At 67.3% G+C, this 25,313-nt stretch carries 29 protein-coding genes; 17 read left to right on the top strand and 12 right to left on the bottom strand.

Going from position 1 to position 25,313, the window contains the following annotated elements; translation table 11 throughout:
• Positions 1–65 precede the first annotated feature (65 nt).
• The 5 genes from O3139_RS11555 to O3139_RS11535 all read right to left on the bottom strand — a co-directional run bounded on the left by O3139_RS11555 (position 66) and on the right by O3139_RS11535 (position 4,486).
• On the bottom strand, positions 66–869 hold the full coding sequence (locus tag O3139_RS11555) for a hypothetical protein (protein ID WP_269514221.1): 804 nt from the start codon (positions 867–869) through the stop codon (positions 66–68).
• 52 nt (positions 870–921) lie between these two features.
• Positions 922–1,344 (bottom strand): hypothetical protein, encoded by a 423-nt coding sequence (locus tag O3139_RS11550; RefSeq protein WP_269514220.1) that lies wholly within the window; start codon positions 1,342–1,344, stop codon positions 922–924.
• A gap of 86 nt (positions 1,345–1,430) precedes the next feature.
• Positions 1,431–3,767: a ribonuclease R gene (rnr, locus tag O3139_RS11545; protein WP_269514219.1), complete on the bottom strand. Its 2,337-nt coding sequence runs from the start codon at positions 3,765–3,767 to the stop codon at positions 1,431–1,433.
• Positions 3,768–4,223, bottom strand: coding sequence for a type II toxin-antitoxin system VapC family toxin (locus O3139_RS11540; protein WP_269514217.1), 456 nt, complete (start codon positions 4,221–4,223; stop codon positions 3,768–3,770).
• The gene (locus O3139_RS11535; protein WP_269514216.1) at positions 4,220–4,486 is read right to left on the bottom strand and encodes a type II toxin-antitoxin system Phd/YefM family antitoxin; all 267 of its coding nucleotides are present in this window, start codon (positions 4,484–4,486) and stop codon (positions 4,220–4,222) included. The genes O3139_RS11540 and O3139_RS11535 overlap by 4 nt, the downstream gene beginning before the upstream one ends.
• A 112-nt stretch (positions 4,487–4,598) precedes the next feature.
• Here O3139_RS11535 and O3139_RS11530 point away from each other — a divergent pair, with 112 nt between their 5' ends.
• Both O3139_RS11530 and O3139_RS11525 read left to right on the top strand, forming a co-directional pair.
• The gene (locus tag O3139_RS11530; protein WP_269514215.1) at positions 4,599–6,002 is read left to right on the top strand and encodes a cystathionine beta-synthase; all 1,404 of its coding nucleotides are present in this window, start codon (positions 4,599–4,601) and stop codon (positions 6,000–6,002) included.
• Between the two features lie 4 nt (positions 6,003–6,006).
• Positions 6,007–7,170: a cystathionine gamma-synthase gene (locus O3139_RS11525; protein WP_269514214.1), complete on the top strand. Its 1,164-nt coding sequence runs from the start codon at positions 6,007–6,009 to the stop codon at positions 7,168–7,170.
• A gap of 55 nt (positions 7,171–7,225) precedes the next feature.
• Here O3139_RS11525 and O3139_RS11520 read toward each other — a convergent pair whose 3' ends face one another.
• From O3139_RS11520 to O3139_RS11510, 3 genes are all read right to left on the bottom strand, one after another.
• Positions 7,226–7,651 (bottom strand): fasciclin domain-containing protein, encoded by a 426-nt coding sequence (locus tag O3139_RS11520; protein WP_269514213.1) that lies wholly within the window; start codon positions 7,649–7,651, stop codon positions 7,226–7,228.
• A 150-nt stretch (positions 7,652–7,801) separates the two neighbouring features.
• Positions 7,802–8,380, bottom strand: coding sequence for a fasciclin domain-containing protein (locus O3139_RS11515; RefSeq protein WP_269514212.1), 579 nt, complete (start codon positions 8,378–8,380; stop codon positions 7,802–7,804).
• A 151-nt stretch (positions 8,381–8,531) separates the two neighbouring features.
• Complete coding sequence (locus O3139_RS11510) at positions 8,532–9,467, bottom strand: NAD(P)H-dependent flavin oxidoreductase (RefSeq protein ID WP_269514211.1); 936 nt, start codon at positions 9,465–9,467, stop codon at positions 8,532–8,534.
• A gap of 244 nt (positions 9,468–9,711) precedes the next feature.
• Between O3139_RS11510 and queF the strand changes: the two genes are divergently transcribed.
• From queF to O3139_RS11490, 4 genes are read left to right on the top strand one after another with little or no spacing between them, the layout of a single operon-like run.
• Entirely contained in the window at positions 9,712–10,173 is a 462-nt protein-coding gene (gene queF / locus O3139_RS11505; RefSeq protein WP_269514210.1) for a preQ(1) synthase, read from the top strand.
• 52 nt (positions 10,174–10,225) lie between these two features.
• Complete coding sequence (locus O3139_RS11500; protein ID WP_269514209.1) at positions 10,226–10,840, top strand: hypothetical protein; 615 nt, start codon at positions 10,226–10,228, stop codon at positions 10,838–10,840.
• A gap of 59 nt (positions 10,841–10,899) precedes the next feature.
• Positions 10,900–11,700 carry a DUF817 domain-containing protein gene (locus O3139_RS11495; protein WP_269516480.1) on the top strand — a complete coding sequence of 267 codons (801 nt, stop codon included), beginning with the start codon at positions 10,900–10,902 and terminating at the stop codon, positions 11,698–11,700.
• Entirely contained in the window at positions 11,697–12,416 is a 720-nt protein-coding gene (locus tag O3139_RS11490; protein WP_269514208.1) for a class I SAM-dependent methyltransferase, read from the top strand. Before O3139_RS11495 ends, O3139_RS11490 begins: the two co-directional genes overlap by 4 nt.
• Here the strand turns inward: O3139_RS11490 and O3139_RS11485 are convergent, their stop codons facing one another.
• Together O3139_RS11485 and O3139_RS11480 are read right to left on the bottom strand one after the other, a co-directional pair.
• Positions 12,417–12,848 carry a hypothetical protein gene (locus tag O3139_RS11485; protein WP_269514207.1) on the bottom strand — a complete coding sequence of 144 codons (432 nt, stop codon included), beginning with the start codon at positions 12,846–12,848 and terminating at the stop codon, positions 12,417–12,419. It abuts the gene before it with no gap.
• Between the two features lie 99 nt (positions 12,849–12,947).
• The gene (locus tag O3139_RS11480; protein WP_269514206.1) at positions 12,948–13,556 is read right to left on the bottom strand and encodes a nitroreductase family protein; all 609 of its coding nucleotides are present in this window, start codon (positions 13,554–13,556) and stop codon (positions 12,948–12,950) included.
• A 46-nt stretch (positions 13,557–13,602) separates the two neighbouring features.
• Between O3139_RS11480 and O3139_RS11475 the strand changes: the two genes are divergently transcribed.
• From O3139_RS11475 to O3139_RS11465, 3 genes are all read left to right on the top strand, one after another.
• A complete protein-coding gene (locus tag O3139_RS11475; protein WP_269514205.1) occupies positions 13,603–14,250 on the top strand; it encodes an NUDIX domain-containing protein in 648 nt (215 codons plus the stop codon).
• Positions 14,251–14,269: 19 nt separating this feature from the next.
• Positions 14,270–15,091 carry a serine O-acetyltransferase gene (gene cysE, locus O3139_RS11470; RefSeq protein ID WP_269514204.1) on the top strand — a complete coding sequence of 274 codons (822 nt, stop codon included), beginning with the start codon at positions 14,270–14,272 and terminating at the stop codon, positions 15,089–15,091.
• Positions 15,092–15,162: 71 nt separating this feature from the next.
• A complete protein-coding gene (locus tag O3139_RS11465) occupies positions 15,163–15,375 on the top strand; it encodes a DUF3126 family protein (RefSeq protein WP_269514203.1) in 213 nt (70 codons plus the stop codon).
• A gap of 73 nt (positions 15,376–15,448) precedes the next feature.
• On the opposite strand, the gene O3139_RS11460 is transcribed toward O3139_RS11465, so the two are convergent.
• The gene (locus O3139_RS11460) at positions 15,449–16,039 is read right to left on the bottom strand and encodes a hypothetical protein (protein WP_269514202.1); all 591 of its coding nucleotides are present in this window, start codon (positions 16,037–16,039) and stop codon (positions 15,449–15,451) included.
• Positions 16,040–16,140: 101 nt separating this feature from the next.
• Between O3139_RS11460 and O3139_RS11455 the strand changes: the two genes are divergently transcribed.
• From O3139_RS11455 to O3139_RS11435, 5 genes are read left to right on the top strand one after another with little or no spacing between them, the layout of a single operon-like run.
• The gene (locus tag O3139_RS11455; protein WP_269514201.1) at positions 16,141–17,010 is read left to right on the top strand and encodes a 50S ribosomal protein L11 methyltransferase; all 870 of its coding nucleotides are present in this window, start codon (positions 16,141–16,143) and stop codon (positions 17,008–17,010) included.
• A 17-nt stretch (positions 17,011–17,027) separates the two neighbouring features.
• The gene (locus tag O3139_RS11450) at positions 17,028–18,839 is read left to right on the top strand and encodes an aminopeptidase P family protein (protein WP_269514200.1); all 1,812 of its coding nucleotides are present in this window, start codon (positions 17,028–17,030) and stop codon (positions 18,837–18,839) included.
• Positions 18,840–18,873: 34 nt separating this feature from the next.
• Positions 18,874–19,128 carry a type II toxin-antitoxin system VapB family antitoxin gene (locus O3139_RS11445; RefSeq protein ID WP_269514199.1) on the top strand — a complete coding sequence of 85 codons (255 nt, stop codon included), beginning with the start codon at positions 18,874–18,876 and terminating at the stop codon, positions 19,126–19,128.
• Complete coding sequence (locus O3139_RS11440) at positions 19,125–19,514, top strand: type II toxin-antitoxin system VapC family toxin (RefSeq protein WP_269514198.1); 390 nt, start codon at positions 19,125–19,127, stop codon at positions 19,512–19,514. Before O3139_RS11445 ends, O3139_RS11440 begins: the two co-directional genes overlap by 4 nt.
• Positions 19,515–19,572: 58 nt before the next feature.
• Positions 19,573–20,562: an aldo/keto reductase gene (locus O3139_RS11435; protein WP_269514197.1), complete on the top strand. Its 990-nt coding sequence runs from the start codon at positions 19,573–19,575 to the stop codon at positions 20,560–20,562.
• On the opposite strand, the gene ligA is transcribed toward O3139_RS11435, so the two are convergent.
• Positions 20,559–22,874, bottom strand: a complete 2,316-nt coding sequence (ligA, locus tag O3139_RS11430; protein ID WP_269514196.1) for an NAD-dependent DNA ligase LigA — start codon at positions 22,872–22,874, stop codon at positions 20,559–20,561. The genes O3139_RS11435 and ligA overlap by 4 nt on opposite strands.
• Before the next feature lie 112 nt (positions 22,875–22,986).
• Here ligA and O3139_RS11425 point away from each other — a divergent pair, with 112 nt between their 5' ends.
• From O3139_RS11425 to O3139_RS11415, 3 genes are all read left to right on the top strand, one after another.
• On the top strand, positions 22,987–23,949 hold the full coding sequence (locus O3139_RS11425; RefSeq protein ID WP_269514195.1) for a M20/M25/M40 family metallo-hydrolase: 963 nt from the start codon (positions 22,987–22,989) through the stop codon (positions 23,947–23,949).
• An 86-nt stretch (positions 23,950–24,035) separates the two neighbouring features.
• Positions 24,036–24,665: a methyltransferase family protein gene (locus O3139_RS11420; RefSeq protein ID WP_269514194.1), complete on the top strand. Its 630-nt coding sequence runs from the start codon at positions 24,036–24,038 to the stop codon at positions 24,663–24,665.
• A 65-nt stretch (positions 24,666–24,730) separates the two neighbouring features.
• Complete coding sequence (locus tag O3139_RS11415; protein WP_269514193.1) at positions 24,731–25,276, top strand: hypothetical protein; 546 nt, start codon at positions 24,731–24,733, stop codon at positions 25,274–25,276.
• Positions 25,277–25,313 lie beyond the last annotated feature (37 nt).

Raw genomic sequence — 25,313 nt, 5'->3', positions numbered from 1 at the left:
CATGGCCGGATGGGCGCCGACCCATCAGAACCTGCGAACCCGCTGCCGTACCCCTAATCAGCTGTTCATTCGCGCCGACGCCAATAGGACAGGAAGGTCATGGCCTGCGGTTGATCGACGGTCGAACTGAAGTTGCTGACTATCCGGTCCAGTTCGGGATGGGAATCCGGATGGCCGGGGGTCTGCACCCGGATCATCAGGTCTCCCAAGTCATCGCTTGGAAGATCGGAGCGGGTCAAGCCAGCAACCTCACACAGGGTCATGGCGCAAGTGATGCTCAACGATTGGACCGCGGCGTCAAAGCCTGGAATATCGCGATAACGTTGCAAGAGCGCGGCTTCGGCCTGGCGCGACCAAGCCAGATCACGAGGGCTGTCGGAGACCTCTGCGTGCAATGCCGCGAAGTCCGTTTCCGGGGGCTGTTGAGCGATGATCTGAGCTGCCAGACCGTCACCGGCCGACTGCCCAGCAGACGGCGGATTCGGCGGCGTGGACGTTTGTTGCGCAAACAATGCGACAGCGAACAGGCCTGTTGCGATCATGGGTAGTCTCCATCGGTGGGACGCACGACGAGGTGCATCTGGACGACGGAGTTCTGGAGGCGCGGCGGCCGGACGGGCGAGATCGATAAAGTCGTGACGATTTTCTTGGGCCACGATCAGGCGAGCGATTTCGCGGCTGGAGCCGATTCCGGTCTTTCGCCGGGCTGAACGGAAACGTTCGTTGACGGCCGCCTCCGATGTCGAGCGTAGCGTGGCGATCGATTTCGCGGTGTGACCCCGGCCCAGAAGACCCAGCAAATCTCGCTCCACGGCGTTCAGCCGGTCGAGGGCGCTGTCGGTCTCCGGAGAATGCGGGGGCTGGCTCATGGTCATATCGCATGCTGGCCCACGAGAATGAGGTCGGGCAAGCGGGGACCGGTCAGCCGGCCTCGGCCTCTGCTTCGCCGTTGCCCTGGGCGATGGCGGCGATTTGGGCTTCGAGGGCCTGTCGGACTTCGGGCGAGCAGTCGCTGGCGGCAGGGGTCGGGGTCCCGGCTGTCGCCGCGCCGGGCGCGACGATCAGATCCTCGACCAGACTCCCGGCGGCGGCGCGGAGGGGGGCCTCCTCGATGCCCGCCACGGCCGCCTGCGCCAGACCCGTTGCATCGACGTCCTTCCAGCCGCAGGTCGCGGCCGCCAGCTTCAGCGTCCGGGCCGCCTGCACACCCTGCACGATCTCGGGATGGCTCGCCTCCAGCGCAGCCATGGCGGCGTTGCGACCGGCCTTTCCGACATCCACCTCGCCACAGGCGGAAATGGCGAGGGCCGAGACCACAGACAGAGTTAGAACCAGACGGGGCATGCCGATCACTCCTTTGGACCCTGGGCGGAGCCTGGCAGACCGGGCGGATCCCGAAAGGCGACCGATTGACAGCCGGGGGCGGGGCCCTACCGCCGCTTGCCCTTCCTCACGCCCTTCAGGCCACCGGACGGGCGACCGCCGCGGGGTGGTTTGGGACCGCCCGGACGACCCGCGCCCCGCTTGGGCGGGCCGTTGCCGCCTGTGCCCGGACCCCGGCCGCGCAGGCCGAGACGGGGGGCGGGGGCGTTGGGGTCGCGGGGTTCGGGGTCCGAGAGCATCTCGAACACCAGGCCGCCGGTAATCGGCGTGGCCTCCTTCAGCCTGACCTCGACGGTGCGGCCAAGGGTATAGCGCTGGCCCGAGCGTTCGCCGACCAGGGCGTGGGCGCGGTCGTCGTGGGTGAAGTATTCATGGCCCAGCGAACTGACGGGCACGAGGCCGTCGGCGCCGGTCTCGTCCAGACGGACGAACAGGCCGAAGCGGGTCACGCCGGTGATGCGGCCGGTGAAGGTCGCCCCCACGCGGTCCTCAAGGAAGGCGGCGATGTAGCGGTCCATGGCGTCGCGCTCGGCGGCCATGGAGCGGCGCTCGGTCAGGGTGACCTGATCGGCGATGGCAGGCAGTTCGGCGATCTCGCGGTCCGTCAGGCCGTCGGGGCCCAGGTTCAGCGCCCGGATCAGACCCCGATGCACAATCAGATCGGAATAGCGCCGGATCGGCGAGGTGAAGTGGGCGTAGCGATCCAGGTTCAGGCCGAAATGGCCGACGTTGTCCGGACTGTAGATCGCCTGCATCTGGGAGCGCAGGACGACCTCATTGACCACCTCGGCGTGGGGGCCGTCGCGGGTCTCGTCCAGCAGCCTGTTGAACCGTTTGGTGGTCGGGGCCTCGCCCTTGTTCCAGGGCTTGCCCAGCGTCGACAGGAAGTCGGCGAGGTTGAAGACCTTTTCCTGGCTGGGCGTATCGTGGACGCGGAAGATCAGGGGCGTCCTCTTCGCCTCCAGCGTCTCGGCGGCGCAGACATTGGCCTGGACCATCATCTCCTCGATCAGGCGGTGAGCTTCGAGACTGACGCGCTTCTCGATGGAGGCGATGCCGCCGTCGGGTGCCATGCGGATGCGGCGTTCGGCACTGTCGATCTGCAGGGGCGCGCGCTTCAGCCGGCCCTTCAGCATGGTGTTATAGGCATTCCACAGCGGATACAGGATCGCGTCCATGATCGGGCCGGTCGTGTCGTCGGTCCCGCCGCCGTTCTCGACGCCGTCGATGGCCGCCTGGGCTTGCTCGTAAGAAAGCTTGGCGTGGCTGCGCATCAGGCCGCGGTGGAATTTGTGGCCCATTTTGCGGCCGTCCTTGTCGAAGACCATGCGGACCGCCAGCGTCGCGCGGTTCTCGCCTTCCTTCAGACTGCACAGGCCGTTCGACAGCCGCTCAGGCAGCATCGGTTCGACGCGGTCGGGGAAGTAGGTCGAATTGCCCTTGGCCCGGGCCTCGCGGTCCAGGCTGGTATTGGGGCGGACATAGGCGGCCACGTCGGCGATGGCGACCCAGACGATCCAGCCGCCCTCGTTCTTCGGGTCCTCGTCGCGCTGCGCATAGACGGCGTCGTCGTGGTCGCGGGCGTCGGCCGGGTCGATGGTGACGAAGGGAATGTCGCGCAGGTCGTCGCGGCCCTTCAGCGTCGGCAGGTCCTGGTTCTCGGCCTCCTGCTCGACAGCCTCCGAGAAGCCCATCGGCACGCCGTGGGTGTGGATGGCGATCAGGGAGGCGGCGCGGGGATCGTCCTCTCGGCCCACGGTCTCCAGGATCTTGCCGCGCTTGTGGCCATAGCGCTGGTCCGACTTCTCGATGGCGGCCAGCACCAGATCGCCGTCGCGCAGATCGGCGGCCTGGAGCGCCGACACGATCAGCACGTCCTTCGAGCGCCGGTCGACCGGCTCGACCCGTGTCTCCTTGTTGGATTTGCGGATCACGCCGAGGACGCGGTTGTTGTTCGTGTCGAGTGTCTTGATCAGCCGGGCTTCCCAGCCGTTCGGGCCGAGCTCGAATTTGGCCAGCACGCGATCCCCGAGGCCAGGGGCAGGCTTGCCCTTGTCCGGGATGAGCAGGGCTTTGGGCGCGTCGGGCGAGGCCTCGACCATGCGGACGTAGAGGTCGCCGTCGCTGTCCTTTTCGATCACATCGGCGACGCCGACGGGGGGCAGGGCGCCGGCTTCGGAAAAGCCTTTCCTGCCGCGCTTGCCGAGCTTGCCGGAGGCTTCGAGGCCGCGGATCATCTCGCGCAAGCGCCGGCGATCCTCGCCCTTCAGGCCGAAGTGGCGGGCGATATCGCCCTTTTCCGCCGATCCGGCCTCGCGCAGGAAGGCCAGCAGGGTGGCCTCGTCCGGCAATCCGGCGGCGGGTTTTCTGGGTGGTTTGGTCATTCAGTCTTTCGGTTCGCCGGGCGCTTCGGCCTCGGCGGGGTTCAGGCAGGGTACGCCCAGCGCAGTGGCGGCGCGCGCCATGCCGCGATCGAGCGTGAGTATTGTCGCCTCTAGCCGCGTCGCGGCGGCGATGTGGATCGCGTCAGGGGCGCGGAGCGAAAGCCGCGGCATTCGAACGAACATGTTTGCGTCGGCCAAATCCGAAGGCTCGATTTCAACGCGTTCAGTCAGCAATGTCGCCCAGGCATCAAGTTCCTCGAAAAAACCGGCGGCCTCGGCGGTGGACCACTCTTCGACCCGGCCGAGCTTTGCCAATGCAGCCGCGCTTTCTGCCAAGGCAAAATCGCTGACGACCAGAACTTGCAAGGGGTCTCGTACGAGCGGATCGATCAGGCGACTGTTCGGCTGTCTCGACACCGTGGCGACGATGGCACTTGCGTCGGCGTAAAGCGTCACTCAGCAACGCCGTCCCGCATGGCCTGGACGAGGTCGACGGCGTCGATCGAGGACATGGCCCGGGCTTCACGGCGCTTGACGAACTCGTCGTACCAAGCCTGCTTTTCGGCCGGGGTCAGCCTGGGGGTGGGCGGACTGGCCGTGGCCCGCAGTTCCGCGATCGGTTTGCCGTGCCGGGTGATGGTGATGCTTTCGCCTTCCTGTACCCGGTCCAGCAGATGGGTGAAGTTGTTCTTGGCTTCAGCAACGCCATAACTGGCCATGATCACCCTCCGAATTATGGCCATAAATATAGCCATAACCTACGCCATTGGCAACGGGTTGTCCGGGCACGGCGGCACGCCTAGCTTCCGACCTCGAATCCGGAGCCCGATCATGTCCCTTGCCGAACACCCGACCCTGAGCGCGCCGACCGGGTCGTTGCTGGACCTGATCGGCAAGACGCCGATGGTGGAGGTGACGCGGATCGACACCGGACCTTGCAAGCTGTTCCTGAAGCTGGAGGCACAGAACCCGGGCGGGTCGATCAAGGACCGCATCGCCCTGTCGATGATCGCGGCGGCCGAGGCGGAGGGGTATCTGAAACCCGGCGGCACGATCGTCGAGGCGACGGCCGGAAACACGGGTCTGGCGCTGACGCTGGTGGGTCAGGCCAAGGGCTATAAGGTGTTGCTGGTCATCCCGGACAAGATGTCGAAGGAAAAAATCCAGCATCTGCGGGCCATGGGCGCCGATGTGCGGCTGACGCGGTCGGACGTCGCGCACGGACATCCGGAATACTATACCGACATGGCCGAGCGGCTGGCGCAGCAGATTCCGGGCGGGTTCTTCGTCAACCAGTTCAACAACCATGCGAACTCCCTGGCCCATGTGAAGACCACCGGCCCCGAGATCTGGGAGCAGATGGGTCACGACATCGACGCCTATGTCGCCGGGATCGGCTCGGGCGGGACGATCACGGGCGTGGCGCAATATCTGAAAAGCCAGGGTTCGAAGGCCGAGATCGTGCTGGCCGACCCGGTGGGATCGGTTCTGGCGGGCATCGTCAACGACGGCATACCCGGGCCGGAGGGCAGCTATACGGTCGAGGGCATCGGGCAGAATTTCGTCCCCGACACAGCCGACATGAGCCTGATCGACAAGGCCTATTCCATTCCGGATGCCGAGGCGGTGGCGACGGTGCGCGAGCTGCTGCTGAAGGAGGGCATCCTGGCCGGATCGTCGTCGGGAACGCTGATCGCGGCGGCCCTGCGCTGGTGCCGCGAGCAGACCGAGCCGAAACGGTGCGTCACCTTCGTCTGCGACACGGGGGCCAAATATCTGTCCAAGGTCTATAACGATGCCTGGCTGGCCGATCAGGGGCTGGGCGAGCGGGTGATCCATGGCGATCTGTCGGATCTGATCAGCCGCAAATACGAGAAGGGCGATGTCGTCACGGCCGGGCCGGACGACACGCTGGACACCGCCTTCAAGCGGATGCGCGGGGCCGATGTCTCGCAGCTGCCGATCATCCAGGATGGCCGGCTGGTCGGCATCCTGGACGAAAGCGACATCGTCCACATCATGAACACCGACGAGATCACGCGTAAGGAGAGGTTTGCCAAGCCGGTCTCCTCGGCCATGACGCGTGATCTGGACACGGTCCAGGTGACCGAGCCGCTGGACGCCCTGATCCCCCTGTTCGACCGCGACCGGGTGGCGATCGTGCTGGACGGCGAAAGGTTCGTCGGCCTGATCGCCCGGGTCGACCTGATCAATCACCTCAGCCTGAACCGGTAAGACCATGGCCGATCTGAAAAACAGCCAGGGGTTTTCGACCCGCGCCATCCATGCCGGTCAGCGGCCCGACCCGACGACGGGCGCGGTGATGACGCCGATCTATGCGACCTCGACCTATGCCCAGGAAAGCCCGGGGGTGAACAAGGGCTATGAGTACGCCCGGGGCAAGAACCCCACGCGCGAGGCGTTCGAGGCCTGTATCGCCGATCTGGAAGGCGGGGTTCAGGGGTTCGGTTTCGCCAGCGGCATGGCGGCGACCTCGACGGCGCTGGAGCTGCTGGACGCCGGGTCGCACATCGTGACGGGCGACGATCTGTACGGCGGATCCTGGCGGCTGTTCGAGCGGGTGCGGCGGCGTTCGATGGGGCTGGATTTCGCCTATGTCGACCTGAGCGATCTGTCGGCGGTCGAGGCGGCGATCACGCCGAAGACGAAGATGCTGTGGGTCGAGACCCCGACCAATCCGCTGATGAAGCTGGCCGACATCGCGGCCCTGTCGAAGGTCGCCAGGGCGCACGGCCTGCTGCTGGTGGTCGACAACACCTTCGCCACGCCCTGGAGCCAGCGACCGCTGAGTCTGGGCGCCGATATCGTCATGCATTCGGCGACCAAATATCTGAACGGTCACTCCGACATCATCGGCGGCGTGCTGGTGGCCGGAAACATGGAGATCGCCAAGGAGATCAAGTTCCTGCAGAACTCGGTCGGCGGGGTGATGGGGCCGTTCGATGCCTTCCTGGCCAACCGGGGGCTGAAGACCCTGGGTTTGCGGATGAAGGCGCACAACGAGAATGCCCTGGCGATCGCGCGCTGGCTGGAAGAGCGCAAGGGCATCGCCAGGGTGATCTATCCGGGCCTGATCAGCCATCCGCAACACGCGCTGGCGTCCCGTCAGATGAACGGGCGCTATGGCGGCATGGTCACGGTGATTCTGGACGGCGACCTGTCACGGACGAAACAGGTGCTGGAGCGGGTCCAGGTCTTCACCCTGGCGGAGTCGCTGGGCGGGGTCGAAAGCCTGGTCAACCACCCGGCCATCATGACCCATGCCAGCGTGCCGAAAGAGGTCCGCGAGGCGGGCGGGGTGACCGACAATCTGATCCGGCTGTCGGTCGGGGTCGAGGATCTCGACGACCTGATCGCCGACCTGGATCAGGCGCTGGGCTGAGACGACAAAGGGCGGCCCTTGCGAGCCGCCCTCCGGACGTCAGGTGATCCAGAGATCAGCCCTTGGGCAGGAGCACCGTGTCGATGACGTGGATCACGCCATTGGTGCAGGCGATGTCAGCCGAGGTGACCTTGGCGCCATTGACGGTCACGCCATCGGTGCCATCGACGTTCAGCGCCTCGCCGTTGACCGAGGCGGGGTGCAGGGTCTTGCCGGCGACGTCGGCCGCGTGGACCGCGCCGGACAGAACGTGAAGCGTCAGGATGGCGGTCAGCTTGTCCTTGTTCTCTGGCTTGACCAGATCCTCGACAGTGCCGGCCGGAAGCCTGGCGAAGGCGTCGTCCGAGGGGGCGAAGACGGTGAAGGGGCCAGTGCCCTTCAGGGTCTCGACCAGTCCGGCGGCCGTAACGGCGGCGACCAGGGTGGTGAACGAACCGGCGGCGACGGCGGTATCGACGATGTCGTGAGTTTCGGTAGCCATGATGTCGTTCCTGATTTCAGAGAGATCAGGAGGTGGGATTGTATTTCGGTGGAGCAATAGACCTGCGGCCAAGTGCCTTTCTGAATAATAAAATGGAACCCGGATCAAGAAATGCGGAGGTGCATTTACAACACCTCCGCACCCGGACATTTACTTCGGCAGCGAGACGGCATCGGTGACGTGGATCACGCCGTTCGACTGGAACACATCGGCCTGGGTCACGGTGGCGATGCCGCCGTTCTCGTCGGTCAGGATGACCGAGCCGTCACGCAGGCTGGCGGTCAGGGTGCCTCCGGAGACCGTGGTGATCGCGGCCGATCCGCCACCCTGTTCGATCAGACCGATGACGTCGGCCGCGGTCACGCGACCGGCGACGACGTGATAGGTCAGGATCCGGGTCAGGGTCGCCTTGTTCTCAGGTTGAACGAGGCTCTCGACCGTGCCGGCGGGCAGGGCGGCAAAGGCTTCGTCGGTCGGGGCGAAGACGGTGAAGGGGCCGGGACCCGACAGGGTCTCGACCAGACCGGCGGCCTTCACGGCGGCGACCAGGGTGGTGTGGATCGGCGAGTTGATCGCGTTCTCGACGATGGTCTTGTTCGCATACATCGGCGCGCCGCCGACGGTGACCGTGTCATGACCCATGGCGGAATGGGCCTGGGCGAAGGCGGCGGGGGCAGCAGCGAGCAGGGCGGCGGCCGAGACGGCGCCGGCGAGGGTGACGAGCTTCATGGGATGAGTCCTGGAGGCGATCGCGTCGGGGCGACCGGCGCAGTAACGGCGGGACCGGCCCTGCGGATGCGTCACAACCGGTCGCGCGGCAAGCCGCCGCATGGGTCGCACCCCGGGCCGCGAACCGATCCGCGCCCCGGTCAGCCCCGTGTCAGTCCGCGACCCCGACCTTGGCCGAGAAGGCCCTGGTCGCATCGGCATATTCCGACCGCAGGCGCGCGACCAGTTCCGCGGCCGGGACGACGTCGTGCACCGCGCCCGCGCCCTGGCCGGCGGACCAGACGGTCTTCCAGGCCTTGGCCTCGTCGCCCATGTCGAGCTTGTGCTCGGGCAGGTGTTTCGGATCGATGCCGTTGGCTTCCAGCGACTTGATCATGAAGTTGGCCGGGATGCCGGAGACGGCCGGGGTGTGGACGATGTCGGTCGCGCCCGACTCGATGATCATGTCCTTGTAGGCCTCGGGGGCCATCGCCTCGGTCGTGTTGATGAAGCGGGTGCCCATATAGGCGAAGTCGGCCCCCAGCATCAGGGCGGCGGCCACGTCCTGGCCGGTCGAGAGGCAGCCCGACAGGATGATCGTGCCCTTGAAGAACTCGCGCACCTCATTGACCAGGGCGAAGGGGTTGATGATCCCGGCGTGTCCGCCCGCGCCGTTGGCGACCAGGATCAGACCGTCGACGCCGCTCTCGGCCGCCTTCCTCGCATGGCGGACATTGGCGATGTCGTGGAAGACCACGCCGCCATAGCCGTGGACCGCATCGACCACGTCGCGCACGGCCCCCAGCGAGGTGATGATCAGCGGCACCTTGTGCTCGACCGAGACCATCATGTCGGCCATCAGGCGCGGATTGGTGGGGTGGACGATGTGGTTGACGCCAAACGCCGCCGCATCGGGGTTCAGGCGCGATTTGATCTCGACCAGCCACTCGGCATAGCCCTCGGTCGTGCGGGCGTTCAGCGAGGGGAAGGTGCCGATGACGCCATTGTTGCAGCATTCGACGACCAGATCCGGGCCGGAGACCAGGAACATCGGCGCCTCGATGACCGGCAGTTTCAGACCCTTCTGCAGGGAGGCGGGAATGGCCATGGCGTTCGCTCCGTTTTGTTTGGCGACGCTTAACCGGGTGTCGTGGGGGAAGGCAATGTGCAACGTCTCCTCCCCGTTCGCCGCTTGGCGAATGGGGAGGTGGCTGCGTGCTCCTGCGAGCACACGGAGGGGCTCTTCGTGCGGCAAGAACCCCTCCGTCACTCCGCTACGCTGCGTGCCACCTCCCCATCGCCTATGGCGACAGGGAGGAGACAGGATAGCCGGGCGACGCTATTTGACGCCCATGACCACAGACACCTCCGGCCTCTCCCAGCTCGGCCAGCACACCCTTCAGCCCACGACGCCCGGGACGGCGGTGCTGGAGCGCGTGCCCAATCCCCATCCCGACACCCTGTATCTGGCCCGGTTCACCGCGCCGGAGTTCACCAGCCTGTGCCCCGTGACGGCCCAGCCCGACTTCGCCCATCTGGTGATCGACTATGCGCCGGGCGACTGGTTGGTCGAGTCCAAGTCGCTGAAGCTGTACCTGACCGCCTTCCGCAACCACGGGGCCTTCCACGAGGACTGCACCGTCGCCATCGGCAAGCGGATCGCCGACCTGCTGGCTCCGAAGTGGCTGCGCATCGGCGGCTACTGGTACCCGCGCGGCGGCATCCCGATCGACGTCTTCTGGCAGACGGGGACCCCGCCGGAGGGGCTGTGGCTGCCCGACCAGGGCGTGCCGACGTATCGCGGGCGGGGGTAAAACTAGTTTTCAAGTCGCCTTCGCGACTGGTGAGCTGGCGATTGGACAACCGATGACCACTAGCGAGCGCTGGGTTCGGACAGATGAAGCAGAAGATGTTGCCGCTTCTGTTCGCCATGCAACGCGGTGTTGGTCATTGGTTGGCGAGGATGTGCAAGCCTTAAAATGGTTCGCGTTATCGCTGCACTCTGCCCTTCAAGGTTCCTACGTTGGTCACTTGGCAAGCACGGCAACGCCCATCGGAGCCGTTACCAAAGCGAACGCTAAAGAGTGGCTTGATTATCTGGACGCGTCTCGAAGCAATCCCTCCTTCCCGGCACCGACAACGCGCCTGATGCCCTTGCCCGATCTCATCAAATGTGCGCGCCGGCCCAAGTCCGCCGGCAGTGCGGACGACAAGGTGGTTATCGAGGTGTCCGATGATGAGCTTCGTTGGCTGAATCGCTTCCACGATGAGATCAGGAACCAACTCGTCCATTTCGAGCCGATGGGCTGGTCGATTGAGGTTTCGGGATTTCCGGCCATCGCCAAACTGGCAACTCGGATTATCAGCGATATTGAGAGTTATGGCTGGGCGTTTCGACACAAGGATGCCCTGTGGCGCTCCGCTCTGCGGCGCGATCTCGCGGCGCTTGGATCGTTAGAATTCGCGGTCACTACACAGTGACCAAAGCGCCCACGCGCCCCCTCCCCTGGGAATCGTGGGGCCGTCGCAAGCTCGACGGTCTGCAGTCCTGGGCCGACCGCACGCCGCTCACCCGCTTCGCCTTCGCCTTTCTGATGTTCGGGATCAAACAGGCCTATGCCTGCCTGTTTGGCGGCCTGATGCTGGCCCTGATCCTTCTGACCTTCCTGTTCTGGCCGGAGGACAGCCCGGTCTCGCGCTATGATTTCCTCGTCGTCGGGGCGGTGTTGATCCAGATCGCCATGCTGGTCCTGAAGCTGGAGAGCTGGGCCGAGGCGCGGGTGATCCTGCTGTTCCATATCGCGGGGACGATCATGGAGCTGTTCAAGACGGCGCACGGGTCGTGGGTCTATCCGGAGGACTCGGTGCTGAGGATCGGGGCGGTGCCGCTGTTCTCGGGGTTCATGTATGCGGCGGTGGGGTCCTATATCGCGCGGGTGCAGCGGATCTTTCACATCCGGGTGCGGGGCTATCCGCCGATGTGGACGACCTGGGTTCTGGCGGGCGCGATCTATGTCAACTTCTTCGCCCACCACTGGCTGCCGGACATTCGCTTCGCCTTGTTCGTGGCGACGGCCCTGCTGTTCGGGCGAGGATGGTTCTGGTTCACGGCCAACCGGACGCGGCTGAAGATGCCACTGCTGCTCGGCTATTTTCTGGTCGCCCTGTTCATCTGGTTCGCGGAGAATCTGGGGACGTTCGGGCGGGCCTGGGCCTATCCGGGGCAGGAGGCGGGGTGGGAGATGGTGTCGGTGTCCAAGCTGGGGGCCTGGTTCCTGCTGATGATCATATCGGTGGTGATGGTGTCGCTGGTCCACCGGCCGGAGGAGGAACCCCGATGAGCGACGGGTGGCAGGACTCGGCCGACGCCTGGGTGGCGTCGCAAGGGGCGGAGGGTGACTTCGGACGGCGCTGGGTCATGGATGCCCCGATGCTGGAGCGCGTGCGGATGCGGCCTTACGCCCGCGCACTGGACGTCGGCTGCGGCGAGGGGCGGTTCTGCCGGATGCTGAAGGCGGAAGGGGTGGCGGCGGTGGGAATTGACCCGACCGTGGCCCTGATCGACCATGCGCGTCGGCTGGATCCGGAGGGCGACTACCGGGTCGAGGGGGCCGAGGCCCTGGGGTTCGAGGACGGGCGGTTCGATCTTGTGGTCAGTTATCTGTCGTTGATTGATATCCCGGACGTGCGCGCCGCCATCGCGGAGATGGCGCGGGTGCTGGCGCCCGGCGGACGGCTGCTGATCGCCAATCTGGCGGGCTACAATTCGGCGGCCGATGCGAACGATCTGGGGTGGGTGACCCTGCCGGACGGGCGGCGGGCCCATGCGATGGATCGGTATCTGGAGGAAAAGGCGGGCTGGATCGCCTGGAAGGGCATCCGCATCCGGAACTGGCACCGGCCACTGAGCACCTACATGACCCTGTTGCTGGAACAGGGGCTGACCCTGACCCATTTCGCCGAGCCGCGCGCGGACGCCGGGGGCGACCCGGTTCGCGCGGCCCACTACGATCGCGCGCCCTGGTTCATGCTGATGGAGTGGGCGAAGCCGGCCTGATCAACCGACCCTGTCCGCTGGCAGGATCGAGCCGTAGCAGCCTGTGATGAAGGGCGCGCCGTCGGGGGCCCGCCCGGGTGCGGGGCAGGTGAGTACCCGGCCGTCGTTCATCGGCACGATATAGATGCGCCTTTCGACGGGATCAGCGATCGCCGTCTCATTGCCTACACAGTCGGGCCGGCCATTGGTGTGAAGGGTCTTCGTGACCAGCCACAGGCCGTCTGTGTCGCGCACGATGCGGAATCGTTTGTCGACCTTCTCCTCGCCGCTCTCGACCGACAGCCGGCCGCCCGGGCCGAACTCCCACGCTTCCGTGCAGACCGGGCTGCCGTTTGCAAGCTCATCGGTACGGAAGATCCATACACCGTCAGGCGCAAACGGTTCTGTGTCCTGGGCGAAGGCCGTCGTTGCAGTGAGCAGGGCGAACAGCACCCCCATTGGTCCATACTGCCTCACCGGCACCCTCCCGTTTCTTGACCGCAATGGACCATGGTCCGCCCGACAAGTGAAGGCGACTCCTGAAGCGAGGGCTTAAGGCAGGGTGATGGTGATCGCGTTCAGGTCCGGCCGTTCGCGCTCCAGCGGGGGTTCGGCCGCAGTGCCGATGTGGATGAAGCCGGCGACCTTCTCGCCCTCGCGGACACCGAACAGGGGCAGGGCGTCGGGGTCGTAGCTGTACCAGTCGGTGATCCAGCTGGAGGAGAAGCCGAGCGCACCGGCGGCGTGCTCCAGGTTCATGCAGACGGCACCGGCGGACAGCTCCTGTTCCCACACGGGTTTGGAGGCCGGTGCGGCGGTGGAGACGACGAGGACGGTGGTCGGGGCGGCGGTCAGTTTGGCGAGGACGGCGACGGCCTTGCCGGGCAGGCCCTTCTCCAGGGCCATGACCCCCAGCCGTTCGGCGATCGCGGCGCGGGTCTGGCGGCCGAGGACGACGAAGCGCCAGGGAAACAGCTTGCCATGGTCGGGCGTGCGGGCCGCGAGGGTCAGCAGGATGTCGATGTCGGCCGACGACGGCCCGGGGTCGCCGAGGGCCTGGGTCGGGGCGGACCGGCGGGTCGCCAGCCTGTCCAGCATCGCGGCCGAGCGGGCGGGCGGGGGCAGGGGGGCACCGAGGTCGACGGGTCTGGGCAGGGACATGGCCCCTAGCTAGGCGACGCCGGGGTTTCGCGCCATAGCTTGGCCCATGAGCGATCACGATCCCTTCGGCGAGGACCGCCCCGTTCCGGCCTGGGCCGAGGGCTTGCCCACGCCCGTGTCCTGGCAGGACCTGGGTCACCGGGTCGTGCACGAGACGCCCTGGATGAGGGTGACCCAGCATGACGCCGTGGCCCCGACCGGGCGGCAGGCGGCCTATGGCGTGCTGCGCTTCAGGAATGTGGCGACGGGGGTTCTGCCAGTCCATGCCGACGGCACGGTCACCCTGGTCGGTCAGTCGCGGTTCGCGCGGGCCAACTATTCCTGGGAGATGCCGGAGGGTGGCGTGCCGTTCGAGGAGGATCCACTGGCGGGTGCGATGCGCGAGCTGGCCGAGGAGGCGGGTCTGAAGGCCGGATCGTGGAAGCGGGCGCTGGCGATCGAGGTATCGAACTCCATCACCGACGAGATCGGCCTGACCTGGATCGCCTGGGATCTGAGCCCCGTACCGGTCGATCCCGATCCGACCGAAGTGATCGCCGTGGTGCGGGTGCCGTTCACGCAACTGCTGCAGGAAATCGAGCGCGGGTCGGTGCTGGATTCCTTCACGGTGGCGACGGCCTACCGCGCCTACCATATGGCGCGCGAGGGCCTGCTGCCGGGCTGGCTGGCGCACGCCATGCTGACGCGCGTATGATGGGGCCATGGAGCCGGTGATGCACAAGCTGGAAGTGGTCGCGTCGCAGGACGGCATCTGGAGCCAGCTGCGGGCCTCGGCCGACGAGGCGGCGCGGCGCGAACCCCATCTGGGGTCGCTGATGAATGCGACCATCCTGTCCCACATCGACCTGGCCAATGCGCTGAGTTTCCAGATCGCGCGCAAGATCGGCGATGCCGAACTGGCCCCCATGAGCGTGCGCGAGGTCTGTGCCTTCGCCTTCTGGTCCGATCCGACGATCGTGGCGGCGGCCGAGGCGGATCTGCAGGCGGTGGCGGAGCGGGACCCGGCGATCAAGTCGCTGCTGCAGCCATTCCTGTACTTCAAGGGATTCCAGGCGCTGCAGGCCTGGCGCGTCGCGCACTGGCTGTGGGGGCAGGGGCGCGAGACGCTGGCGTTCCACTTCCAGAGCCGGATCTCGGAGCTGTTCCAGGTCGACATCCATCCGGCGGCCAGGGTGGGGTCCGGAATCTTTCTGGACCACGGAACCGGCATCGTCATCGGCGAGACGGCGGTGGTCGGCGACGAGGTGTCGATGTTGCACGGCGTCACCCTGGGCGGGACCGGGGCCGAGCGCGGCGACCGCCACCCCAAGATCGGCAAGGGCGTTCTGCTGGGCGCAGGGGCCAAGGTGCTGGGCAATATCGTGGTCGGCGACTATGCCAAGATCGCGTCCGGCTCGGTGGTCCTGAAGCCCGTTCCGGCGGGCTGCACCGTGGCCGGTGTGCCCGCGCGGCTGGTCAACTGCCCGACCGATGCCGCACCTGCCCGAACCATGGATCACACCCTGGCCGACGTCGTTTATGACTTCGTGATCTGAAGGCCGGGGTTTCCTTACGAGAGCCGCTTCTCTAGGGTCCGACGCTCATTTCCAGACCCCCGAGGCCCGCCATGAACGACGCTGACATGAAGCGTATCGAGACCCACCTGAAGCGCACCTTCAACACGGGTGGCATCATCGTGAAGGCCCGCGCCAAGGTGAACGACTCGGCCGAGGTCTATGTCGGGGACGAGTTCATCGGCGTCGTCTTCGAGGACGAGGACGAGGACGGCAGCTTCATGTTCGAGATGGCGATCCTGGCCGAGGACCTGCCGGCCGACTGATCGGTCCGCCGTTCGCCAGACATGAAAACGCCGGGCGGTTCGCACCGCCCGGCGTTTCGCATTCCGGAAGGGATCAGCGCTTGCCGAAGATCGCGTCGGCCAGCTTGTCGAAGAAGCCCTTCTTCGGCTCCGGAGCCTTGGATGCGGGGGGCGTCACCGGCGCGGCGGCGGCCGGGGCCGGCGTCACGGCAGGCTTGCTTGCGGGGGCCGATGCCGGCGCCACGGCGGGCTTGGCCGCGGCCGTTGCGGCCGGCTTGGCGGCGGGCTTCGGCGCAGCGGCCTTCGGAGCCGACGTCTTTGGCGCGGCCTTTGCGGCAGGGGCCTTTGCGGCCGCCTTCGGTGCGGGCTTGGCGGCGGCCTTTGGGGCCGGGGCCTTGGGAGCCGGAGTCTTCGGAGCCGGGGCCGAGGTCTTCGCGGCCTTGGGTGCCGCAGCCTTGGCGGCGGGAGCCTTGGCAGCGGTTGTCTTTGCTGGTGCCTTGGGTGCCGGGGCCTTGGCGGCGGCGGCCTTCACCGCAGGGGCCTTGGCCGGCTTCGCGGCGGTCGTCTTGACCGGAGCGGCTGCCTTGGCGGCGGTAGCGGTCTTCGCGGCGCTCGACTTCGGTGCCGGTTTAGGCTTGGAAGCGGCGGACGCCTTGGGCGACGCAGTAGACGGTGACTTGGCCATGTATTCCCCGACCCCTCGGTTGGAACGAACGCGACCGGTGCGGGAGAGCACGGCCGCGAACTCAATAGTATCGATTCGCAATGATACCGGTGTTTGAATAAATGTCCCATAACCCCGTCCAGATTATCGCCCGTGGCTCTCGCGCCGCCGCCGAGGCCGCGGCCGCAGACATCGATTCCGACGTCCTGCTGGAAGGCGCGACCTATTCCATCCTGGAGGAAGACGAGGACCGGGACGTCTGGCGCATCGACGCCTTTCCGACGTCCGAAGAGGAAGTCGAGGCCCTGACCGCGCGCCTGGCCGCGCACCCCGGCGTGACGGTCAAGGTGGAGCCCCTGGCCGATGCCGACTGGCTGGCCATGTCCCTGTCAGGCCTGCCGCCGGTGCGGGCGGGGCGGTTCTTCGTCTATGGCGCGCACGACCAGGGCCGGGTGCCGCCCAATGCCGTGAACCTGAAGATCGACGCCGGCGCGGCCTTCGGCACCGGGCATCACGGGACGACCGTCGGGTGTCTGGTCGCCTATGACGAACTGCTGAAGCGCGAGCGGTTCGAAAAGGTGCTGGACGTCGGGTGCGGCACGGGCGTGCTGGCGATCGCGGCGGCGCGGACGGGGGCGGCCCTGGCGGTCGGCACCGACATCGACGCGCCCTCCGTGCGGATCGCCAACGAGAACGCGAAGCTGAATCAGGCCCACGCCCGCTTCGTCCATGCCTCCGGTCTGAACGACATCAGGGTTCGGGCGGGCGCACCCTATGACCTGGTGTTCGCCAACATCCTGGCCCCGCCGCTGGTCGCCCTGTCGCAGGATATCAAGATGAGCCTGCGCATCGGCGGCGTGGCGATCCTGTCGGGCCTGTTGCGGACGCAGGAGCGGCGCGTGTCGGCGGCCTATCTGTCGCGCGGCTTCCGGCTGGAGCGGCGCATCCACCGCGACGCCTGGAGCGCCCTGGTGTTGAGGCGGATGGGCTGACGGCGTATCGAACGGTCATGCGCCAGACCTTCGACGAAACCACCGATCCGTCCTTCGGGGCGAAACACCTTCCGCTCGTGCGGGCCGCGATGGCCCGGCAGGGGCTGGACGGATTTCTGGTCCCGCACGAGGACGAGCATCAGAACGAATATCTGCCGGCCGCCAACGACAGGCTGGCCTGGCTGACCGGCTTCACGGGATCGGCGGGCGCGGGCGTGGTGATGAAGGACCGGGCGGCGGTGTTCGCCGATGGTCGGTACACGGTCCAGGTCCGGGCCCAGGTCGATGCCGGGCAGTTCGAGATTCTCGACCTCGTCGAGGGGGGCGTCCCGGCCTATCTGGAGCGCGCGCCCGGCGGGGCGGTGATCGGCTACGATCCGCGTTTGCACAGCCCGGACGCTCTCGCCCGTCTGAAGCGCGCCACGGCCAAGGCGGGGGCGACGCTGAAGCCGGTGGATCAGAACCCCGTGGACGAGGCCTGGGCCGAAGCCCGGCCGGCCCAGCCCTCGGCACCCGTGGTCCCCCACGAGGACCGGTATTCGGGGGAAGCCAGTGCCTCGAAGCGCGCCCGCATCGGCGCGGCGATCGTGGCCGCAGGGGCCGAGGCCTGCGTCCTGACGGCGCCGGCGTCGATCGCCTGGCTGTTCAATGTGCGCGGCGGGGATGTGATCCGGTCGCCCCTGCCTCTGGCCCAGGCCATCGTGGCGGCCAACGGGACGGCGATGCTGTTTCTCGATCCCGCCAAGGTGACCAATGAACTGCCCGGCTGGCTGGGCGATGACGTCACCCTGATGAACCCCGGCGAGCTGGCGCAGGCGCTCGAGGGCATGAAGGGTGTGCGGGTCCTGATCGATCCGGCCCAGTCGTCGGCCTGGTATTTCGACCGGCTGGCCCTGGTCGGGGCGACGGTGGTCAAGGGCATGGACCCCTGCGCCCTGCCGCGCGCGGCCAAGAACCCGGTCGAGATCGAGGGCAGCCGCCAGGCCCATATCCGCGACGGCGCGGCTCTCGCCCGGTTTCTGCACTGGGTCGATACGGTCGCCCAGGTCGAGCTGCCGGACGAGCGCGGCGTGGTCGAGGCGCTGGAGCGGTTCCGCGAGGAGACCGGGGCGCTGAAGGACCTGAGCTTCGACACCATCGCAGGCGTCGGCCCGAACGCGGCCTTGCCCCACTACAAGCCCGTGACGCGGACGATCCGCAAGATGGAGCCGGGGTCGCTGCTGCTGGTCGACGGCGGCGGACAGTATCTGGACGGGACGACCGACGTGACCCGGACCCTGGCCATCGGCGAGCCCTCGGCCGATCAGCGGCGCATGTTCACCCTGGTGCTCAGGGCGCATATCGCCATGGCCGTGATCCGCTTCCCGGCGGGCACCAGCGGCCATCAGCTCGACGCCCTGGCCCGCGCGCCGATGTGGATGGCAGGGCTGGATTACGACCACGGCACCGGTCACGGCGTCGGCAGCTATCTGGGGGTCCACGAGGGGCCGCAGCGGATCGCCAAGGCGGTCAACAGCCAACCGCTGCTGACCGGCATGATCCTGTCGAATGAACCGGGCTACTACCGCGAAGGGCACTGGGGCATCCGCATCGAGACCCTGCAGGTGGTCACGCCGCCCGAGCCGGTCCCCGGAGGCGAGCGGCCGATGCACGGGTTCGAACAACTGACCTTCGCGCCGCTGGACCGGCGGCTGATCGACGTCGATCTGCTGACGGCCGGCGAACGGGCCTATGTCGACGCCTATCATGCCGAGACCCTGGCCAGGGTCGGTCCGCTGCTGGACGGCGAGGTCCGGGGCTGGCTGGAGCGCCAGTGCGCGCCGCTTTGAGGGCTGTCGGACGCATGGTAGAAGACGGTCTACCATGCTGAACATCAAGAACCCCGAGACACACAGGCTGGCCAGGGAGCTGGCGGCGCGGCGCGGCGAAAGCCTGACTACGGCGGTCACCGTGGCCTTGCGGGAACAGCTGGCGCGCGAGCCGGTCGAGCCACCCAGTGCGACGGTGGAAGATATCATGGCGCTGGTGCGGTCGATTCAGCCGCATCTGACCCCTCTGGAGCCCGGAGAGGATCCGACCGCGTTTCTCTACGATGACGAGACGGGGCTACCGGGTTGATCGTCGACAGTTCGGCGCTTGTCGCCATCCTGTTCAACGAGCCTGAAGCGGCGGAGTTCGCGCGTCTGATGATGCGGGAACCATGCAGGATTTCTGCGGCAAACTACTTCGAGGCCGGTATGGTTGTGGATCGCAAGACCAGGGATGAAATCCCTCGCCAGGCCTTCGACACCCTGGTTGCGACGACGCGTCTGGACATCGTGGACGTGACCCGCGAGCAGGCCGATGAAGCGCGGATGGCGTATCGCAGGTTCGGCAAGGGCTATCATGAGGCGCGCCTGAATTTCGGGGACTGCTTCGCCTATGTGCTGGCCAGGCGGACCGGCGAACCCCTGCTGTTCAAGGGCGACGATTTCGCTCGCACCGATGTGGTCCGCGCGCTCTGACCTTGCGTCCGGCGGGGCCGACCCCGATCTCAGGCTTTCAGAATATGGAGACCGCCCCATGAAGACCCGTCGTCTCGGACCGAATGGTCCCGAAGTCTCCGCCGTGGGCCTCGGCTGTATGGGGATGAGCGCCTTCTATGGCGCGCCCTCCGACGAGGCGACGGCGCAGGGGGTGCTGGCCCGGGCGCTGGAGCTGGGCGTCACCCTGTTCGACACGGCCGAGATGTATGGCCCCTATACCAACGAAGAACTGCTGGGTCGGGCCTTTGCCGGCAAGCGGGACAAGGTGTTCCTCGCGACCAAATTCGGCATCGGCTACAATGCCGAACGGACCGCCCTGAAGGTGGATGGCAGCACGGCCAATGTGCGCCGCGCCATCGAGGGCAGCCTGAAGCGGCTGAACACCGACCACGTCGATCTCTACTATCTGCACCGCGTCGATCCCGACACGCCGATCGAGGACACGGTGGGGGCGATGGCCGAGCTGGTCACCGAGGGCAAGGTGCGGTTCCTGGGTCTGTCGGAGGCCGCGCCCGAGACGCTGAGGAAGGCGCACGCGACGCATCCGATCACGGCCCTGCAGACCGAATATTCCCTGTGGTCGCGCGAACCGGAGGACGCGATCCTGAAGACCTGCGAGGAACTCGGCATCGGCTTTGTGCCCTACAGTCCGCTGGGCCGCGGCTTCCTGTCGGGCGACATCAAGTCGATCGACGATCTGGAGGAGGGAGACTTCCGCCGGACCAATCCGCGCTTCATGGGCGAGAACTTCCAGAAGAACATCGACCTGGTGAATGCGGTGACGCAGATCGCCACCGACAGGGGTGTGACGGCCGCGCAGCTGGCCCTGGCCTGGGTGCTGGCGCAGGGCGATCATCTGGTGCCGATCCCGGGCACGCGACGCGTGAAGACGCTCGAGGACAATATCGCCTCTGCCGACATCGTGCTGACGCCCGAGGATCTGGCGCGCATCGAGGCGGTCTTCCCCAAGGACGCGGCCGTGGGCGACCGTTATGCGCCGGCGGGTCGGGCGGCGTTGAATCGCTAGCCGATCAAGGCCAGCCATTCGTCCTCGGTCAGGACGGTCACGCCGTGCTTCTGGGCCTCGGCCAGCTTCGAGCCCGCACCGGGCCCGGCGACGAGGTAGTCGGTCTTCTTCGACACCGAGCCGGAGACCTTGGCCCCGAGGCTCTCGGCCCGCGCCCTGGCCTCGTCACGGGTGAACCGCTCCAGAGCGCCGGTGAAGACGACCGTCTTGCCGGTGACGGCGGTGTCGGACTTGGGGCGTTCGGCGTCCTGGACGGTGGTCAGCTCGGCCAGCAGGGCCGCGACGACCGCCTGGTTGTGTGGCTCGTGGAAGAAGTCGGCGACCGCGCGGGCGGCGACGGGGCCGACGCCCGCGATGCCGGCGATCTCGCCCAGCGTCATCGACGGTCCCTCGTCGCGGGCGATGCGCGCCAGGGAGACGATATCGGACCAGTCGCCGGCCAGCGGGACGAGGGCGCGGCGGGCGGGCGCGGCGATGCCGGGGAAGGCCAGGGCCAGCTTCTGCTCGATCGGGGCCTCGGGCCAGGGATCGACCGGCGACAGCGCGGCGTCCGCCATGACCGACAGGGTGCGGGCGGAGACGCCATGTCCCTCGGCCAGCCGGGTCCACCCGGGCGAGGGGAGGCCCGATGCCGCCTCCATCGCCGCGGCATGGAAGCCCGCCCAGTCCCCGAAGTGGCGGGCCAGCAGCAGGGAGGTCTGGTCGCCGATGTCGCGGATGCCCAGGGCGAAGATCAGCCGTTCCAGGGCGATGACGCGGCGGGCATCGATACCGGCGATCAGATTCCTGACGCTGGTCTCGCCATACCCGTCCTCGGCGCGCAGGCGCTCCAGCTTTTCCGCGTCGCGGGCAAGGCGGAAGATGTCGGCGGGCTCCCGGATCCAGCCGCGCTCGTGAAAGGCGATCAGCTGCTTTTCCCCCAGACCCTCGATGTCAAAGGCGCGGCGGGAGACGAAATGCTTCAGGCGTTCGATCAGTTGGGCGCTGCAGATCAGGCCGCCGGTGCAGCGGCGGCGCACGTCGTCGCCCTCGCGCACGGCCTCCGAGCCGCACACCGGGCAGTGGGTTGGGAAGACGTAGGGGAGGGCGTCGTCGGGGCGTCTGTCGAGCACGACCGAGACGATCTGGGGGATGACGTCCCCGGCGCGTTGCAGGACGACGGTGTCGCCGATCCGCACGTCCTTGCGCGCGATCTCGTCCTCGTTGTGCAGGGTGGCGTTCCTGACGACGACGCCGCCGACGGTCACGGGGGCCAGGCGGGCGACGGGGGTCAGGGAGCCGGTGCGGCCGACCTGGATGTCGATGCCCTCCAGCACAGTCGTGGCCTGCTGGGCCGGAAATTTGTGGGCGATGGCCCAGCGGGGGCTGCGCGAGACGAAGCCGAGGCGGGACTGCCAGTCCAGCCGATCGACCTTGTAGACCACGCCGTCGATGTCATAGCCGAGGCCCGCGCGGTCGGTCTCCAGCCCGCGATAGACGCCGATCAGGCCGTTCGCGCCTTCGACCCGGACCGAACGTGGATTGACGGGAAAGCCCCAGCGTTCGAACGCCGTCAGCGCCTCTTCCTGCGTCTCAGCAAACGCTTCGGACGTCTCGCCCCAGGCATAGGCGAAGAAGCGCAGGGGCCGGGCGGCGGTGACCGTCGGATCGATCTGGCGCAGCGACCCGGCGGCGAAGTTGCGGGGGTTGGCATAGGTGCGGCGACCGGCGGCCTCGGCCTCCGCGTTGAAGGCGGCGAAGGCGTCGTTGGGGGCATAGACCTCGCCGCGCACCTCGATGCGGGCGGGCCAGCCGGTGCCCTTCAGGCGGTGCGGGATGTCGGCGATGGTCTTGAGGTTGGCGGTGATGTCCTCGCCCGCCCGCCCGTCGCCCCGCGTCGCGCCCTGGACCAGAACGCCGTTTTCATAGCGCAGATTGGCCGAGAGCCCGTCGATCTTGGGCTCGGCGGTAAAGGCGACGTCGTCGTCGGCCGGAAGGTTCAGGAAGCGCCGGATGCGGGCGACGAAGTCGCCCACGTCGGCGTCGTCGAAGGCGTTGTCCAGCGACAGCATGGGCACGCCGTGGCGAACCTCGGCGAACCGGGTCGAGACGGGAGCCCCCACCCTGAGCGAGGGCGAATCCGGGCGGATCAGGGCGGGAAAGCGTGTCTCTATGGCCAGGTTGCGGGCCTTCAGCGCGTCGTAGTCGGCATCGGAGATCGTCGGGGCCGCTTCGGCATAGGCAGCGTCGTGGGCGGCCATTTCGGCGGCGAGCCGGGCCAGCTCGGCCTCGGCCTCGGCTTCGGTCAGGGAGTCTGCGGGGGTCAGGGCCATGCCCCGGTTTAGCATCGCGCGCCGACCTCGCCAGCCCGGCGGGATGACAGGAAGTTAATCTGACGCGGCGGCCTGCGCCGTCTATTGCGGTCTGGCCCTTTCAGGAAACCCCATGTCCCTCTCGTTCCGTACCCTGGTCCTGACGACCGCCGCCGTCCTTCTGTCGTCGTGTGCGGCCATGACCGACGCGGATACACCCGCAGTCCCGGTAGCGTCGGCGGCCGCGCCTTATGACCAGCTGCTGGCGGATGTCCGCATCCTGTCGGCCGACGACATGGAAGGTCGCGATACGGGCAGCGCGGGCGGCGAGCGGGCACGGGCCTATATCGTGTCGCGGCTCGAGGCCCTGGGGATCGCCGCGCCGCCGGTCGGTCGCCTGCAGCCCTGGACGGCCCAGGGACGGACCCGCGCGGGTCCCAGGACCTACAACGGCGTCAATGTGCTGGGGATGGTCCAGGGGACGCGGGTGCCGGACCGCTACATCGTCGTCACGGCCCATTACGACCACGTCGGCGTCAACGAGGGCCAGATCTACAACGGGGCCGACGACAACGCCTCGGGTGTCGCGACCCTGCTGGAGATCGCCGCGCGTCTGAAGGATGCGCCGCCCGAGCACAGCGTGATCTTCGTGGCCTTCGACGGCGAGGAACATGGCCTGCTGGGGGCCAAGCATTTCGTCGAGGCCCCGCCGGTGCCGCTGTCGTCGATCGCCATGAACCTGAATTTCGACATGACCGCGCGCGCCGAGACCGATGGCCATCTGTGGGTCACCGGCACCTATCAGAACCCGACCTTCCGTCCGATTCTGGAAGGCATCCCGGCCAATGGCACTGTGTCGCTGGCGTTCGGCAAGGACACGCCCCAGGACACGGGCGAGAACAACTGGGTCCAGGCCTCGGATCAGGGCCCGTTCTTCACGGCGGGTGTGCCCTTCCTCTATCTGGGCGTCGACTACCACCCCGACTACCACCGGCCGTCGGACGATTTCGAGCGAATCACGCCGGCGGTCTTCATCAGTTCGACCGAACTGTCGGTTTCCGCCTTCCGGGCGCTGGACCGGTCGCTGGATCGCTGATCCGCGGGCGACTTTCAGTCGCAAAGATTGCGCTTGCGTGTCGCTCCGGTTTGGCGTTTTCGTCACCAAAGTGACCGGGACGTGACATGACTGTGACAACCACCAACGCCTTCGACCTTCAGCGTATCCAACTGATCCGCAAATGGGTGCTGGGGCTGGCCTTGCTGGCCGCCGTCGCCCTGGCCTTTGTGTCGTCGTCGCCGTGGGTCGGGCAGCCGCTTTCCGAGGGCATCGAATCGGTCGGACTGGGGGCCATCGTCATCAGCATCGTCGGGCGGGCCTGGTGCTCGCTCTATATCGGCGGTCGCAAGAAGGCCGAGATCGTTTCCACCGGTCCCTATTCGATCAGCCGCAATCCGCTTTACGTCTTCAGCTACTTCGGCGCGGTCGGCGTCGGTGCCCAGACAGGCAGCGCCACGATGGCCGTCCTGTTCGTGGTGATCGCCGTGGCGGTGTTCCACTTCACCATCCGCCAGGAAGAGGCCTGGTTGACGGCCGAGTTCGGCGATCCCTATCGCGCCTATATGGCCCGCACACCGCGCCTCGGGCCCGATTTCGGCAAGTGGCACGACAACGCCGAGCTGACCATCCGGCCCCAGTTCTTCCTGACCACGATCCGCGACGGCCTGGTCTTTCTTCTGGCCGTGCCGATCTTCGAGGGCGTCGACTGGGCCCAGGCGCAGGGCTGGCTGCCGGTCCTGATCCACCTGCCCTGAACACGGCATCGCGCTGGACGCCCGCAGCGTCGCGTGGTCCAGTCGCGGCCTGTTCAGGAGCGACCATGCGCACGTTTTTCATTCTGGGGCCCGCACTGGCGACGCTGACCCTCGCCGGCTGCGATCTGACGAAGCCGCCGCAGGGGAATAATGACGACGTTGCGGTGGAAATGGTCACCCCGCGAGGCGGGGCCTTCAGCCACAGCCAGACCGCCGATCTGTCCGGCTATTACCTGCCGGTCGTCCCGGTCGGGCCGGACGACTTCCAGCTTTCGAGCGTCTTCGTCGGTCAGGCGGCGGAGTTCGGGGACTGGGAAGCCGGCAAGCGCAGCACGACCTTCGCGCCGGTCATGCTGGAATTCTCGGTGCCGGGCGAGACGACCGAGCGCGTCCTGCCCGACAGCTATGCCGTCAGCGACGGCCGGATTCGCATGACAGGGACCAGTCCCGGGCACGGGCGGGTTACCTTCGATGCCCGGCTGGATCAGGGGGCCCTGTCGACCGCACGCCGGAACCTGGGGGAGGGCGAGGCCCCCGCCATGACGGCCGCGATCACCATCGGCGCGCGCAGCTATACCGGGATCAAGTTCGCCTGGTCCGGCGGGGACTGACAAAAAAGGCGGCCCCGGAGGGACCGCCTTTCCGGTT

This window comes from Brevundimonas subvibrioides (genome assembly GCF_027271155.1).
Classification (GTDB): Bacteria; Pseudomonadota; Alphaproteobacteria; order Caulobacterales; family Caulobacteraceae; genus Brevundimonas; species Brevundimonas subvibrioides_D.
Note: the sequence above shows the minus strand (reverse complement) of the source record. Positions and strands in the feature narration are given on the sequence as shown.

Coding starts and splice junctions, on each gene's coding strand:
- O3139_RS11555 (WP_269514221.1), bottom strand. CDS start 869: ATGAGCCAGCCCCCGCATTCTCCGGAGACCGACAGCGCCCTCGACCGG.
- O3139_RS11550 (WP_269514220.1), bottom strand. CDS start 1,344: ATGCCCCGTCTGGTTCTAACTCTGTCTGTGGTCTCGGCCCTCGCCATT.
- rnr (WP_269514219.1), bottom strand. CDS start 3,767: ATGACCAAACCACCCAGAAAACCCGCCGCCGGATTGCCGGACGAGGCC.
- O3139_RS11535 (WP_269514216.1), bottom strand. CDS start 4,486: ATGGCCAGTTATGGCGTTGCTGAAGCCAAGAACAACTTCACCCATCTG.
- O3139_RS11530 (WP_269514215.1), top strand. CDS start 4,599: ATGTCCCTTGCCGAACACCCGACCCTGAGCGCGCCGACCGGGTCGTTG.
- O3139_RS11525 (WP_269514214.1), top strand. CDS start 6,007: ATGGCCGATCTGAAAAACAGCCAGGGGTTTTCGACCCGCGCCATCCAT.
- O3139_RS11520 (WP_269514213.1), bottom strand. CDS start 7,651: ATGGCTACCGAAACTCACGACATCGTCGATACCGCCGTCGCCGCCGGT.
- O3139_RS11515 (WP_269514212.1), bottom strand. CDS start 8,380: ATGAAGCTCGTCACCCTCGCCGGCGCCGTCTCGGCCGCCGCCCTGCTC.
- O3139_RS11510 (WP_269514211.1), bottom strand. CDS start 9,467: ATGGCCATTCCCGCCTCCCTGCAGAAGGGTCTGAAACTGCCGGTCATC.
- queF (WP_269514210.1), top strand. CDS start 9,712: ATGACCACAGACACCTCCGGCCTCTCCCAGCTCGGCCAGCACACCCTT.
- O3139_RS11500 (WP_269514209.1), top strand. CDS start 10,226: ATGACCACTAGCGAGCGCTGGGTTCGGACAGATGAAGCAGAAGATGTT.
- O3139_RS11490 (WP_269514208.1), top strand. CDS start 11,697: ATGAGCGACGGGTGGCAGGACTCGGCCGACGCCTGGGTGGCGTCGCAA.
- O3139_RS11480 (WP_269514206.1), bottom strand. CDS start 13,556: ATGTCCCTGCCCAGACCCGTCGACCTCGGTGCCCCCCTGCCCCCGCCC.
- O3139_RS11475 (WP_269514205.1), top strand. CDS start 13,603: ATGAGCGATCACGATCCCTTCGGCGAGGACCGCCCCGTTCCGGCCTGG.
- cysE (WP_269514204.1), top strand. CDS start 14,270: ATGCACAAGCTGGAAGTGGTCGCGTCGCAGGACGGCATCTGGAGCCAG.
- O3139_RS11465 (WP_269514203.1), top strand. CDS start 15,163: ATGAACGACGCTGACATGAAGCGTATCGAGACCCACCTGAAGCGCACC.
- O3139_RS11460 (WP_269514202.1), bottom strand. CDS start 16,039: ATGGCCAAGTCACCGTCTACTGCGTCGCCCAAGGCGTCCGCCGCTTCC.
- O3139_RS11455 (WP_269514201.1), top strand. CDS start 16,141: ATGTCCCATAACCCCGTCCAGATTATCGCCCGTGGCTCTCGCGCCGCC.
- O3139_RS11450 (WP_269514200.1), top strand. CDS start 17,028: ATGCGCCAGACCTTCGACGAAACCACCGATCCGTCCTTCGGGGCGAAA.
- O3139_RS11445 (WP_269514199.1), top strand. CDS start 18,874: ATGCTGAACATCAAGAACCCCGAGACACACAGGCTGGCCAGGGAGCTG.
- O3139_RS11435 (WP_269514197.1), top strand. CDS start 19,573: ATGAAGACCCGTCGTCTCGGACCGAATGGTCCCGAAGTCTCCGCCGTG.
- ligA (WP_269514196.1), bottom strand. CDS start 22,874: ATGGCCCTGACCCCCGCAGACTCCCTGACCGAAGCCGAGGCCGAGGCC.
- O3139_RS11425 (WP_269514195.1), top strand. CDS start 22,987: ATGTCCCTCTCGTTCCGTACCCTGGTCCTGACGACCGCCGCCGTCCTT.
- O3139_RS11420 (WP_269514194.1), top strand. CDS start 24,036: ATGACTGTGACAACCACCAACGCCTTCGACCTTCAGCGTATCCAACTG.
- O3139_RS11415 (WP_269514193.1), top strand. CDS start 24,731: ATGCGCACGTTTTTCATTCTGGGGCCCGCACTGGCGACGCTGACCCTC.